This is a genomic window from Erwinia rhapontici (assembly GCF_020683125.1).
In the GTDB taxonomy this organism is placed as follows: Bacteria; Pseudomonadota; Gammaproteobacteria; order Enterobacterales; family Enterobacteriaceae; genus Erwinia; species Erwinia rhapontici.
Map to the genome: position 1 here is coordinate 4,804,489 of NZ_CP085627.1, position 13,724 is coordinate 4,818,212.

A 13,724-nucleotide genomic window follows, 5' to 3' on the forward strand; every position below is an offset into this window, starting at 1 on the left:
ATCAGGAGAAATAGCTCAGTAAGGAGTTGATCACCGTTTTCTGATTATTATCAGAAAGGTTATAGAACAGCGGCAAACGCAGCAGGCGATCGCTCTCTGTCTGGGTGAAATGGTCTTCACCGTGGAAACGGCCAAAGCGCTGCCCCGCGGGTGAGCTGTGCAGCGGAATATAGTGGAACACCGCCAGGATTTCGGCCTCTTTCAGCCATGCAATCAGCGCGCTGCGGTCATCATGGTCACGCAGCTTCAGATAAAACATATGGGCATTGTGTTCACAGTCGGCGGGTATGCTAGCCAGCTCAATGCGCCCACGTGCGGCCAACGGCTGCAACGCATCGTGGTAGGTCTGCCACAGGCGCAAACGTTGCTGGTTAATGCGTTCCGCTGCCTCCAGCTGCGCCCAGAGATATGCTGCCTGCAAATCCGCCATTAGGTAGCTGGAGCCGATATCACGCCAGGTGTATTTATCCACCTGGCCGCGGAAAAACTGGCTGCGGTTGGTCCCTTTTTCACGAATGATTTCAGCACGCTCGACCAGGGACGCGTCGTTGACCAGCGTCGCACCGCCTTCACCACCCGCGGTATAGTTTTTAGTTTCGTGGAAGCTAAAGCAGCCGATATGACCGATGCTGCCCAGCGCCCGGCCTTTGTAAGTCGACATCACGCCCTGCGCAGCATCTTCCACCACCCACAGTTGGTGCTTTTTCGCCAGCGCCATAATGGTGTCCATCTCGCAGGCAACGCCCGCGTAATGTACAGGCACGATGGCTTTGGTTTTATCGGTGATCGCGGCTTCTATCAGGCACTCATCGATGTTCATGGTATCCGGACGCACATCGACAAACACAATCGTTGCACCGCGCAGCACGAAGGCGTTGGCCGTAGAGACAAACGTGTAGCTCGGCATGATCACTTCATCACCGGGCTGAATGTCGATCAGGATGGCCGCCATCTCCAGCGATGCGGTGCAGGAGGGGGTCAGCAGGACTTTGCGGCTGCCGAAGCGCTGCTCCATCCACTGTTGGCAGCGACGGGTAAAACCGCCGTCGCCGCAGAGTTTGCCGCTGCCCATTGCCGACTGCATATATTCAAGTTCAGTTCCCACCACCGGTGGCGCATTAAACGGAATCATGGCGTTTCCCTGTATAACCAGTAGGCGGTGCGTTCAATCACGCCACCGCAGCGAAGATAGAGTCGCAGCGCGGCAACATTGCCCAGTTGCGTTGCGACATGAAGCCGTGTCAGTCGGCGCGCGCGGCACCAGTCATTAGCTGCGTTCATCAGCCGCTGGCCAATGCCCAGCCCCTGCGCGGCTGGCACTACAGCCAGCAGGCCAATGCGTGCCGTGCCGTCTTCCAGCTCACGCAGCGACACAAAGCCCTGCATCGCGCCCTGCTCATCCACCGCCAGCAGGCACTGGTGATCAAAGGTGCCGCGTACGGCATTTTCCACCCACTGCGCATAAAAACGCCCGCTGTCGCCCGGCGCATACCAGGGCGCGCGAAAACGGCTGTAGATGAACGCTTCTTCAGCCACCTGCCGCAGCATGGGGATATGCTCAGAGCGGGCAATACGAATGCCCGTCGGGCGTTCAACAGGGGTGATACCCAGCACGCAGTCTGCTTCCCCTTCCACCAGGCGAAACCCCAACGCGCTCAGGGCATCCAGCTCTGAACTCTGTTGAGCCAGTACTTTGACCTGCACCAGCGTATAGCTGTCGAGTTGCGCGCTATCAAGCGGTGTATCACCGTGCAATTCAAGCAGGGCACTGTGACATCCAAAGAAGGCGTTTTCCCACGCCAGGGGTTTAAGCGTCGCTTTCACTAACGCCAGACACCTTTCGTATCAACAATCCATTGCTGGCTGACGGCTGTCGGATCAATGGCTTTAAAATCACGATGGTCCACCAGCATCACCAGCACATCGGCCTGTTGCAGCGCATCGTCCAACGTCATCAGCGTCACGCTGTCCTGCAATTTTGCCGGAAGTTGCTGCACGTTAGGCTCCACCACCAGCGTGGTGCCCTGATGCCAGTCGGCAATCATTTTGGTGACCTGTACCGCCGGGCTTTCCCGCAGATCATCAATATCGGGTTTAAACGCCAGACCAAAGCAGGCGATTTTCAGCTCGCTGGCGCGTTTGTTGTTGCTCATCAGGCAGTCGGCCACCTGGCGCTGAACCTGCTCCAGCACCCAGTGCGGCTTGCTGTCGTTGACTTCACGCGCGGTACGGATCAAACGTGCTTGTACCGGATTCTGTGCCACGATAAACCATGGATCGACCGCAATGCAGTGCCCGCCTACACCCGGTCCAGGTTGCAGAATATTGACACGCGGGTGGCGATTGGCCAGCCGGATCAACTCCCAGACGTTAATACCCTGATCGGCCGCGATCAGTGACAGCTCGTTCGCGAAGGCAATATTGACGTCGCGGAAGCTGTTTTCGGTTAATTTGCACATCTCAGCGGTGCGCGAGTTAGTCACAACGCACTCGCCTTCCAGGAAGATGTTGTACAGCTCGCAGGCGCGCTGTGAACAGCGTGGCGTCATACCACCAATCACACGGTCGTTTTTAAACAGTTCAACCATCACCTGGCCAGGTAACACACGCTCCGGGCAGTAGGCTACCTGGATATCCGCGTTTTCACCTGCCTGCTGTGGGAACGTCAGATCCGAGCGAGCCGCAGCCAACCATGCCGCCATCTGTTCGGTAGCGCCAACAGGTGAGGTCGATTCCAGGATCACCAGATCACCCTTTTTCAACACCGTGGCAATCGACACGGCCGCCGCCTGCACGTAAGCCATATCAGGCTGGTGCTCGCCTTTAAAGGGTGTCGGCACAGCAATCAGATAAGCATCGGCAGCCTGTGGCTGCATAGCTGCGCGTAACCACCCACCTTCAACGGCCGTTTTCACCACGCGATCGAGGTCCGGTTCGACAATGTGGATCTCGCCACGGTTGATGGTTTCGACCGCGTGCGCATTGATATCAATGCCGATCACCTGCTTCTGGCGCGAAGCAAAAGCGGCAGCGGTAGGCAGGCCGATGTAACCCAGACCGATCACTGAAATAGTATTGAAACTCATAATGTTATCCGATTATTTTTGAGAGCCTGCACAATGCGCTGGCAGGCCAGCCCGTCACCATACGGGTTATGGGCGCGGCTCATTGCATGCCACGCGTCCTCATCGGTGAACAGACGGGTCACTTCGCTGACGATCTTCGCGCCGTCTGTGCCCACCAGTTTGACGGTGCCTGCTGCCAGCGCCTCAGGGCGTTCGGTGGCATCACGCATCACCAGCACCGGTTTACCGAGCGATGGCGCTTCTTCCTGAATACCACCGGAATCCGTCAGGATCAGCCAGGCGCGATCCATCAGCCAGACAAAAGGCAGGTACTCCTGCGGTTCAATTAAAATAATATTATCTATACCGCGCAGAATGCGGTTTACCGGCTCGCTGACATTCGGGTTGAGATGCACGGGATAGACAATCTGCGTGTCGGGGTGCAGACGTGCAATTTCAGCCAGCGCGTTACAGATACGCTCAAAGCCGCCACCGAAACTTTCACGACGGTGGCCGGTGACCAGAATCAACTTTTTATCCGCGTCCAGGAACGGGTAGCGAGCTGCCAGGCTATTTCTCAGCGCATCGTCACTGAGTACGCGATCACGCACCCAGAACAGCGCATCAATCACGGTGTTGCCCGTCACGAAAATACGGGATGCGGGCAGATTTTCACGCAACAGATTCTGCTGTGAACTGGCGGTAGGGGTGAAGTGGTAGCTGGCAAGATGACCGGTCAGCGTACGGTTCGCTTCTTCTGGCCACGGCGACCAAAGATCACCCGTGCGCAGCCCCGCTTCCACGTGCCCCACCGGAATTCGGTGGTAAAACGCCGCGAGGCTGGCAGCCAGCGTAGTCGTGGTATCGCCGTGAACCAGCACCACATCTGGGGTGAAATCGGCAAATACCGTCTTCAAACCCTCCAGAATACGGCTGGTGATCTCGGTCAAACCCTGGCCTGGTTGCATGATATTAAGATCGTAATCCGGCACGATGGAAAACAGGTGCAATACCTGATCGAGCATTTCCCTATGCTGTGCGGTCACGCATAAGCGCGACTCAATGTCCTCATCCTGCGCCAGCGCATGCACCAGAGGTGCCATTTTTATCGCTTCGGGACGCGTGCCAAAAACCGTTAATACTTTCACCGTGACTCTCTTAATTCGAAATGGTTTAACAGCACTTATTCAGTGCCCTTAACGGCGAGAGCGGCGCACCAGCGCAGTCCCGGCACCCAGTAGCACGCCTACCGTGCCCCACATAATCATCAGTAATACACGGCGTGGGCTGTCACGTTTTACTGGCTCTTCCGGTGTGCGCAGATAACGCCAGGTCTGGAATGATTTTACCAACGTAGGACCGACATTCAGTGTCGCCTGCATAGCCCGGTTTTGATCGTACTCAAGATCGTAGGATGGGCCCGTTGCACGCAGATTTTCCAACCGCGCCTGCAACATTGGCCTGCCCAGCATGAACATTTCAGAGTCCGGTAATTGCTCGGAAGGGGTCTGTGTTTTTGCTTGTTCAAAGCCCTGCTGCTGCGCAATTTTCAGCGCCTGTCCGATGCTGTTGATCTGACGGTCGTAAATGGCTTTGGCAACCGCTTCCTGACGCTTAATCTGCGCCTTTAACTGAATACTGCGCGCAGCCCAGGCAGCGGCGAGTTCTTCATTGAGATGCGTGGTAGCACGGGCATTAGCAAAGGCAACATACTGGCGCAGCAGGGTATTCGCATCTGCTGCTGTTTCCGCGATCAACCTGACGGTATCGTTGATATTTTTCGCATTATCGGCGGGCTGGAACTGGATATTGGCAATCATTTCATCCAGTAAGGCGGCGTCTTCACCGGTCTTGCCGCTTTTACGCTGCTGGTAATAGCTGGACTGTAGCCAGAAGTCACGACGCGTATCCCAGGCAAAAAGCTGCATCATAAACTCCTGATACGCTTCATCCATCACCGTCGGCGGAGCCACGGTCAGGCTGCCAGCACGAATATCCAGATTATTGAGAAACTGCTGCTGGGAATAAAACCCGGACAACATATTCACCGTAGGACGATCCACAATCGCCGTGGTGCTCCACTTCGGCGTCACCAGCAACGAATAGATCCAGGCCAGCAGGGCAAAGAGCACACCACCCGCAATAATCCATAACTTACCGCGCCATAGCGTGCAGCAAAGGCCACGAATATCCAACTCGTTATCTGCAGCGTCAGGATAGGTCATACATCTGTTTCCTTGTCGTCAGGGCATAGGTCAGTCAGTAGGAGATTTGCTGTCATTATTGTTATTTCGCAGACGGCGTTTAAACCGTTTGATCATGCGCGCCACGCGCCACGCGCGTTTAATGCAGTAGCCGTAGAGCATAAAGGCCAGCAGAAACAGAACCAGCATCATCCACTCAGGGACAAATGAAAGGTACTCGCCCAGCACACCAACGATAGCCAGCAGGGCCGCAGCCGCGGTGATCAGGACAAACGCCTGACGCGAAGTAAAACCGGCGCGCATGATCAGATGGTGAATATGTTGGCGATCTGCGGAGAAGGGGCTCATCCCTTTGCTCAGACGGCGATACATAATGGCGACCATATCCATTAATGGAATCGCAATCAGCCAGAGCGCCGTCACTGGCGTGATGGGATGGTTCTGACCCTGGGTCGCTTCTAACAGGATCCAGATAATTGTGAAGCCAATAACCGTGCTGCCAGCATCGCCCATAAAGACTTTATAGCGGCGGCCAAACATTCCCAGATTCAACAGGATGTAGGGCACGATGGCTGCAATCATGATAAAGCACCACATGGCAAGGCTGCTCTGCCCGTCAAACTGGAGGATGACCCCCATCGCCAGGAACGTCACACAGGATAAACCGCCCAGCAGTCCGTCGATGCCGTCCACCATATTGAAGGCGTTGATCGCAGCCCAGACAGCAAACAGCGTCAGCACATAGCCGAACGGCCCTACCACCAGTTCCCATGGGCCAAAGATGTAGCCCAGGCTTAGCAGGTAAAGTTTAGCTTTCATCATCATGACAATGGCGACACCCGCCTGTACCACCGCGCGGAATTTCACACTAATGTCATAACGATCATCAAGCGCCCCCACCAGTACCAGGCACCCGGCACACGCCAGATATAGCACTGAGTGAGGTATGTAGAAATTCGTCAATGCAAAAGCAAAACAGCTGCCTGCAAACACAGAGATACCGCCTACCAGCGGAATAGCCCCCTGGTGACGTTTGCGATAATTGGGCTTGTCCACCAATCCAATTTTGTTAGCCGCTTTACGTGCAAAGAAAAGAAACACCAATGAAAATAAAAAAGTCAGGCCAAGTTCTGTACTCATATTGAGTAAATTCACATTATCCAGCTCTCTGCTAAGAATTGCACAATGTTATAAGCAATATTTGTGCCAATAACATCCCTTCAATTCTGAATTTTATTCACCGGGACAAGCATAATCAATATCCCCATTGATCAGTATCCCGTGCCGTTCTTTAGATTAATTCTCCCAGATCAGGATAGCCTATAGGCCAAAAACAAAAAACGCCACGACTATGCGTGGCGTTACCCGAGTTTTGTACTTAATTTGACGACTGCGGTATGGCCAGACGATCAGTTCGGCGTCTGCCCGCAGCCCAACGACCTGTTATGAACGTTTCATCATGTCGAAGAAATCATCATTGGTTTTCGTCATCGCCAGCTTGTTGATAAGGAATTCCATCGCGTCGATTTCGCCCATTGGGTGAATAATCTTGCGCAGGATCCACATCTTCTGCAGCTCTTCGGACGTGGTAAGCAACTCTTCTTTACGCGTACCGGAGCGATTGTAGTCAATAGCAGGGAACACACGTTTCTCGGCGATTTTACGCGCCAGATGCAGTTCCATGTTACCTGTACCTTTAAACTCTTCGTAGATCACTTCATCCATCTTCGAACCGGTATCAACCAGTGCGGTGGCGATGATGGTCAGGCTTCCGCCCTCTTCCACATTACGCGCAGCACCGAAGAAACGCTTCGGACGATGCAGGGCGTTGGCATCCACACCACCGGTCAGTACCTTGCCGGAAGCAGGAACCACGGTGTTGTAGGCACGCGCCAGACGGGTGATGGAGTCCAGCAAGATGATCACGTCTTTCTTGTGCTCAACCAGACGCTTGGCCTTTTCGATCACCATCTCAGCAACCTGAACGTGACGGGATGCAGGTTCATCGAAGGTTGAAGCGATAACTTCACCTTTAACCAGACGCTGCATCTCGGTCACTTCTTCCGGACGCTCGTCAATCAGCAACACCATCAGCACGCAGTCTGGGTGGTTGTAAGCAATGCTCTGCGCGATGTTCTGCAGCAGCATAGTTTTACCGGCTTTCGGAGGAGCCACGATCAGACCACGCTGACCACGACCGATCGGCGAAGCCAAATCCAGTACGCGAGCGGTCAAATCTTCGGTAGAACCGTTGCCACGTTCCATACGCAGACGAGAATTGGCATGCAGCGGCGTTAAGTTTTCAAACAGGATTTTATTACGGGCATTTTCCGGTTTGTCGTAGTTAACTTCATTAACTTTCAGCAGTGCAAAGTAACGTTCACCTTCTTTTGGCGGGCGAATCTTGCCAGAGATGGAGTCACCTGTGCGGAGGTTGAAGCGGCGGATTTGGCTGGGGGAAACGTAGATATCATCGGGACCGGCGAGGTAGGAGCTGTCTCCTGAGCGGAGGAAACCAAATCCATCCTGCAATATCTCGAGTACGCCGTCGCCGAAGATGTCTTCGCCACTTTTCGCGTGTTGCTTAAGGATGGCGAAGATAATGTCCTGTTTGCGCAAGCGCGCCAGGTTTTCCAGCCCCATATTTTCGCCGAGGGTAATCAGGTCAGAAACCGGCGTATTTTTTAATTCGGTAAGATTCATAATGGTGGGTTCTTAAACTCGGGGTAAAACATGAACTGTTTGTCGTGAATGGTATGGCGAAAGATCCATGCCTGTTTAATTGGTTCTTGGTTCCGAAGTCCACTCGATGATCACGTGCAGGAAAACGCAAATCTGAGACGAGGAGACGGTGAGGACAAGAAGCCGGAAATCAGTTGATACTAACCGTCAGATTGCTGAACGTCTGTAAGACTTTTGATGAATACTGTGTTCAACAAGGAGTAATTCTAAAGATTCAAACTACAAGGCAAGTGCGTAGTGCAGTAGATTTAACTTAGCATGCTTAATGCCGGGCGTCTAGCGGTCAGCGAAAAATTCAAACCGCAAGGCGCCGGCACGGCATGATTAGCCCAGGTTCGCGTTCAGGAACTCTTTGAGCTGGCCTTTAGACAGTGCGCCGACTTTCGTCGCGGCCACTTCGCCATTCTTAAACAACAGCAGGGTTGGGATGCCACGGATACCGTACTTAGGTGCGGTAGCAGGGTTTTCATCAATATTCAGTTTAGCAACGGTGAGCTTGCCATCAAACTCTTCGGCCACTTCGTCAAGAATAGGGGCAATCATTTTGCAAGGACCACACCATTCTGCCCAGAAGTCAACCAGCGTCAAACCTTCTGCTTTCAGAACGTCGGTTTCAAAGCTGTCATCGGTCAGGTGAACAATTTTATCGCTCATGTTTACTCCAGGAGATTATCTTTACCATGATGTTGCATTAAGCAGCATAAGGCTGAGTTTATTGTACTGCTTTTATTTCACCGGATAAGCTTTCGTAAAGCAATAGTAAGCTGATATTCTACCACACTATGAGCAAAACACACTTAACCGAACAGAAGTTTTCCGACTTCGCCCTGCACCCTCAGGTTATTGAAGCCCTTGAAACTAAAGGGTTTCATAATTGCACGCCTATCCAGGCGCTGGCATTACCGTTTACGCTCTCCGGGCGTGATGTAGCAGGTCAGGCGCAAACCGGTACCGGCAAAACGATGGCGTTTCTGACGTCAACGTTCCATCATCTTCTTTCTCACCCCGCACCGGAAGGTCGCCAGGTTAACCAACCGCGGGCGCTGATTCTGGCACCAACGCGCGAACTGGCGGTGCAGATTCATGCGGATGCAGAGCCTCTGGCGCAGGTAACCGGACTGAAGCTTGGTCTGGCTTACGGTGGCGATGGCTATGATAAGCAACTTAAAGTGCTCGAAAGCGGTGTCGATGTGTTAATCGCCACCACGGGTCGTTTAATCGATTACGCTAAACAGAATCACGTGAATTTAGGCGCCATCCAGGTGGTGGTACTCGACGAAGCTGACCGTATGTTCGACCTCGGCTTCATTAAAGATATCCGCTGGCTGTTCCGCCGCATGCCTGCCGCCAACCAGCGTCTGAATATGCTGTTCTCCGCAACATTGTCCTTCCGCGTGCGTGAGCTGGCGTTTGAGAACATGAACAACGCGGAATACGTTGAAGTCGAACCGGAGCAGAAAACCGGGCACCGTATTAAAGAAGAGCTGTTCTACCCTTCCAATGAAGAAAAAATGCGTCTGCTGCAAACGCTGCTGGAAGAAGAGTGGCCCGATCGCGCCATCATTTTCGCCAATACCAAGCACCGCTGTGAAGATGTCTGGGGCCACCTGGCTGCAGATGGTCACCGTGTTGGTTTGTTAACCGGCGATGTGGCACAGAAAAAACGCCTGCGTATCCTGGATGATTTCACCAAGGGTGATGTCGATATCCTCGTCGCGACGGATGTCGCTGCACGCGGCTTGCATATTCCTGCAGTGACCCACGTATTTAACTACGATTTGCCAGACGACTGCGAAGACTACGTTCACCGCATTGGTCGTACAGGTCGTGCAGGCGCCAATGGTCACTCTATCAGCCTCGCCTGTGAAGAGTACGCGCTGAACCTGCCAGGTATTGAAGAATACATCGGTCACAGCATTGCGGTCAGTCGCTATAACAGCGATGCGCTGATGAGCGAATTGCCACCACCAAAACGCTTAACACGTAACCGTTCTGGTAATGGCCCGCGCCGTGGTGGAAATAACAACCGCCGCAGTAGCGCACCGCGTAACCCTAACCGCAAACGTTCAGGTTAAGCCGCCATGCTGAGTGCATCATCACTCTATGCTGCGATCGATTTAGGATCGAACAGCTTTCATATGTTGGTGGTGCGCGAAGTGGCTGGCAGTATCCAGACCATTGCCCGCATCAAGCGCAAGGTGCGTCTTGCTGCTGGTCTCGATGCCGATAATCATCTTTCAGATGAGGCAATGGAACGAGGCTGGCAGTGTCTGCGGTTGTTTTCCGAGCAACTGCAGGACATCCCTCCCGAACAAATCCGCGTTGTGGCGACAGCCACGCTGCGTATTGCTGCCAATGCCGGTAGTTTCCTGGTCAAAGCCCAGGAAATCCTCGGTTGTCCGATCAATGTCATTAGCGGTGAAGATGAAGCACGCCTGATTTATCAAGGTGTTGCGCATACTACGGGTGGGTCGGACAAACGACTGGTCGTCGACATCGGTGGCGGCAGTACCGAGCTGGTCACCGGCAGAGGTTCACAGACGACGACGCTGTTTAGTCTGTCGATGGGCTGTGTCACCTGGCTTGAACGTTATTTTGCCGATCGTCATCTGGGTAAAGCGAATTTCGAACAGGCGGAACAAGCGGCGCGAGCCATGATCCGTCCGGTGGCTGATGCTTTACGCGAACAGGGCTGGCAGGTCTGCGTGGGCGCGTCCGGCACTGTACAAGCCCTGCAAGAAATTATGATGGCTCAGGGCATGGATGAGCGCATCACGCTCAGTAAACTTGAGCAACTGAAACAGCGCGCTATTCAGTGCGGCAAGCTGGAAGAGCTGGAGATTGAAGGGCTGACTCTTGAGCGCGCGTTAGTGTTCCCCAGCGGCCTGTCTATTCTGATTGCTATCTTTACCGAGCTGAATATCAACAGCATGACGCTGGCCGGTGGCGCGCTGCGCGAAGGTCTGGTGTATGGCATGCTGCATCTGCCAGTGGATCGTGATATCCGTAACCGCACGCTGCACAATATCCAGCGCCGTTTTGCGATTGACCCTGAGCAGGCAGAGCGTGTCCGCCAGCTGGCAGACAGTTTTGCCCGTCAGGTCAGCCAGGTGTGGAAGCTGGACGACCGCAGCCGGGAACTGCTGGAAAGTGCCTGTCTGATCCACGAGATTGGTCTGAGCGTCGATTTCCGTCAGGCACCACAGCATGCGGCTTATCTGGTACGCCACCTTGATTTACCAGGCTTTACGCCAGCGCAGAAAAAGCTACTGGCGACATTGCTGCAAAATCAGGTGAACGGTATCGATCTGGCGCTGTTAAGTCAGCAAAATGCCGTACCGCCACGTGTTGCCGAACGGATGTGCCGTCTGCTGCGATTAGCGATTATTTTCGCCAGCCGCAGGCGCGATGACATGCTGCCCGCCGTCCGTTTACTGGCGGATGATGATAATCTGACGTTGACGTTGCCGACAGGTTGGCTGGAAGCGCATCCTCTGCGTGCAGAGCTGCTGGAGCAGGAGGCACACTGGCAAAGCTATGTGCACTGGTCATTAGTCATCGTTTGAAATCTGCTGCGCCCGGTGTGATGCTGCGTTAATCCGGGTGCTATTTCTTTGCTTTTGCCAACTGCGCGCGGAGATTCGCCAGGTGGCTCTGGCCTTTCTGCATGCGCTCTTCCGCACTGACCACTTTACGCTCGCTTTCCCACTGTAAGTCATCCTGCGGCAACTCCAGCAGGAAACGACTGACTTCCGGGCGCACCAGCTCACCATACTGACGGCGTTCGCGGCACAGCGTAAAGGTCAGTTCTTTCTGCGCGCGCGTGATCCCTACATAAGCCAGACGGCGCTCCTCTTCGACGTTGTTCTCGTCAATACTGCTCTGATGCGGTAACAACCCTTCTTCCATACCCACCAGGAAAACGTAAGGGAACTCCAGGCCTTTAGAAGCGTGCAGCGTCATCAACTGGACCTGATCGGAATCTTCATCGCTTTCGCCACGTTCCATCATGTCACGCAGGGTGAAGCGCGTCACCACCTGGGTCAGCGTCATCGCTTCGTCAATATCACTGCCTTCCAGCATTTCCGTCATCCACTGGAACAAGGTATTGACGTTTTTCATGCGCATTTCAGCGGCTTTGGGGCTGGGCGACGTTTCAAAAAGCCAGCTCTCGTAATCAATACCCCGGATCAAATCACGAACCGCCGCTACAGGTTCACGTTCGGCCAGCCGGGCAATCTCCTGCAACCAGTGAGTAAAGCGCTGTAAAGATTCCAGCCCGCGGCCGCTCAGCGTCTGCTCCAGACCCATATCAAAACTGGCGCTGAACAAGCTCTTGTTACGCTGCATGGCCCAGTCGCCCAGCTTTTGCAGGGTGGCTGAACCAATTTCGCGCCGTGGCGTGTTCACAATACGCATAAACGCACTGTCATCGTCAGCATTGGTCAGCACGCGCAGGTAGGCGAGCAGATCTTTGATCTCCGGGCGTGAGAAGAATGAGGTACCACCAGAGATACGATACGGGATGCGGTTTTGCATCAGCATCTTTTCGAACACCCGCGACTGATGGTTACCACGATAGAGAATGGCGTAATCTTTGTAGCCGGTTTTGTTGATGAAGTGATGGGCAATCAACTCCCCGGTCACGCGTTCTGCTTCATGATCCTCATGGTTAGCCGTGATCACTTTTAGCTCGGCGCCATACCCCAGCTCAGAGAACAGGCGCTTTTCAAACACATGTGGGTTATTGGCGATCAGGATATTCGCGGCTTTCAGGATGCGTTCGGAAGAGCGGTAGTTCTGCTCCAGTTTAATCACCTGTAGCGCCGGGAAATCCTCCTGCAGCAGCACCAGGTTTTGTGGCCGTGCCCCGCGCCAGGAGTAGATTGACTGATCGTCGTCCCCTACCACGGTGAAGCGTGCCCGGTTACCCACTAACAGTTTAACCAGCTCATACTGACTGGTGTTGGTATCCTGATATTCATCCACCAGCAAATAGCGTATGCGTTGCTGCCAGCGCTCGCGAACCTCCAGATTACGCTGGAACAACAGCGTGGGCAGCAGGATCAGATCGTCGAAGTCCAGCACGTTGCACGATTTAAGGTGTCTGTCATACAGCGCATAGCAATGTGCAAAGAGCTTATCGCGTTCGGACAGCGCCCCCGCTGCCGCACGCGAGGGATCCATCAGATCGTTTTTCCAGTTCGAGATCGTTGAGACCAGCTGTTGCAGCAGGGTTTTATCATTTTCCAGCCACTCTTCCGTCAGATCTTTGAGTAATGCCAGCTGGTCCTGATCGTCAAACAGCGAAAATTTGGCTTTCATGCCCAGCGCAGCATATTCGCGCTTGATAATCTCCAGACCCAAGGTATGGAAGGTCGAAATCATCAGTCCGCGTGCTTCTTTACGGCCAAGGGTTTGTGCCACACGCTCTTTCATCTCACGCGACGCTTTATTGGTAAACGTCACTGCGGCGATATGGCGTGCCTGATAGCCACACTCGCGGATCAGATGGGCAATTTTGTTGGTGATCACGCGTGTTTTACCCGAACCGGCACCAGCCAGTACCAGACAAGGCCCGGTAACAAATTCGACGGCGTGTTGCTGACCAGGATTAAGACGCATAGATAAGTCACTCAATGAAATTGCAGAGGGAAGAAAATAACAGCGTGGTAGTATAGCCAGCCAAATCCCTATGACTCAAGGTAACATC

At 53.8% G+C, this 13,724-nt stretch carries 11 protein-coding genes; 2 read left to right on the top strand and 9 right to left on the bottom strand.

Annotation, left to right across the window (positions count from 1 at the left end; all coding sequences use genetic code 11):
• Nucleotide 1: 1 nt before the first annotated feature.
• From rffA to trxA, 8 genes are all read right to left on the bottom strand, one after another.
• Entirely contained in the window at nt 2–1,132 is a 1,131-nt protein-coding gene (gene rffA, locus LJN55_RS22145; protein WP_133846865.1) for a dTDP-4-amino-4,6-dideoxygalactose transaminase, read from the bottom strand.
• Nucleotides 1,129–1,824 carry a dTDP-4-amino-4,6-dideoxy-D-galactose acyltransferase gene (gene rffC / locus LJN55_RS22150; RefSeq protein WP_159338530.1) on the bottom strand — a complete coding sequence of 232 codons (696 nt, stop codon included), beginning with the start codon at nt 1,822–1,824 and terminating at the stop codon, nt 1,129–1,131. The genes rffA and rffC overlap by 4 nt, the downstream gene beginning before the upstream one ends.
• The gene (gene wecC, locus LJN55_RS22155) at nt 1,824–3,086 is read right to left on the bottom strand and encodes a UDP-N-acetyl-D-mannosamine dehydrogenase (RefSeq protein ID WP_133846867.1); all 1,263 of its coding nucleotides are present in this window, start codon (nt 3,084–3,086) and stop codon (nt 1,824–1,826) included. The genes rffC and wecC overlap by 1 nt, the downstream gene beginning before the upstream one ends.
• A complete protein-coding gene (gene wecB / locus LJN55_RS22160; RefSeq protein WP_227535310.1) occupies nt 3,083–4,213 on the bottom strand; it encodes a non-hydrolyzing UDP-N-acetylglucosamine 2-epimerase in 1,131 nt (376 codons plus the stop codon). Before wecB ends, wecC begins: the two co-directional genes overlap by 4 nt.
• Nucleotides 4,214–4,261: 48 nt before the next feature.
• A complete protein-coding gene (gene wzzE / locus LJN55_RS22165; protein WP_133846869.1) occupies nt 4,262–5,290 on the bottom strand; it encodes an ECA polysaccharide chain length modulation protein in 1,029 nt (342 codons plus the stop codon).
• A 30-nt stretch (nt 5,291–5,320) separates the two neighbouring features.
• Nucleotides 5,321–6,424: a UDP-N-acetylglucosamine--undecaprenyl-phosphate N-acetylglucosaminephosphotransferase gene (gene wecA, locus LJN55_RS22170; RefSeq protein WP_133846870.1), complete on the bottom strand. Its 1,104-nt coding sequence runs from the start codon at nt 6,422–6,424 to the stop codon at nt 5,321–5,323.
• Between the two features lie 288 nt (nt 6,425–6,712).
• Nucleotides 6,713–7,972 carry a transcription termination factor Rho gene (gene rho, locus LJN55_RS22175; RefSeq protein WP_056234711.1) on the bottom strand — a complete coding sequence of 420 codons (1,260 nt, stop codon included), beginning with the start codon at nt 7,970–7,972 and terminating at the stop codon, nt 6,713–6,715.
• Nucleotides 7,973–8,335: 363 nt separating this feature from the next.
• Nucleotides 8,336–8,665: a thioredoxin TrxA gene (gene trxA / locus LJN55_RS22180; RefSeq protein ID WP_133846871.1), complete on the bottom strand. Its 330-nt coding sequence runs from the start codon at nt 8,663–8,665 to the stop codon at nt 8,336–8,338.
• 128 nt (nt 8,666–8,793) lie between these two features.
• Here trxA and rhlB point away from each other — a divergent pair, with 128 nt between their 5' ends.
• The gene (gene rhlB, locus LJN55_RS22185; protein WP_133846872.1) at nt 8,794–10,086 is read left to right on the top strand and encodes an ATP-dependent RNA helicase RhlB; all 1,293 of its coding nucleotides are present in this window, start codon (nt 8,794–8,796) and stop codon (nt 10,084–10,086) included.
• 6 nt (nt 10,087–10,092) lie between these two features.
• Nucleotides 10,093–11,577: a guanosine-5'-triphosphate,3'-diphosphate diphosphatase gene (gene gppA, locus LJN55_RS22190; protein ID WP_133846873.1), complete on the top strand. Its 1,485-nt coding sequence runs from the start codon at nt 10,093–10,095 to the stop codon at nt 11,575–11,577.
• A 40-nt stretch (nt 11,578–11,617) separates the two neighbouring features.
• Here gppA and rep read toward each other — a convergent pair whose 3' ends face one another.
• The gene (gene rep / locus LJN55_RS22195; RefSeq protein WP_133846874.1) at nt 11,618–13,636 is read right to left on the bottom strand and encodes a DNA helicase Rep; all 2,019 of its coding nucleotides are present in this window, start codon (nt 13,634–13,636) and stop codon (nt 11,618–11,620) included.
• Nucleotides 13,637–13,724: the final 88 nt, after the last annotated feature.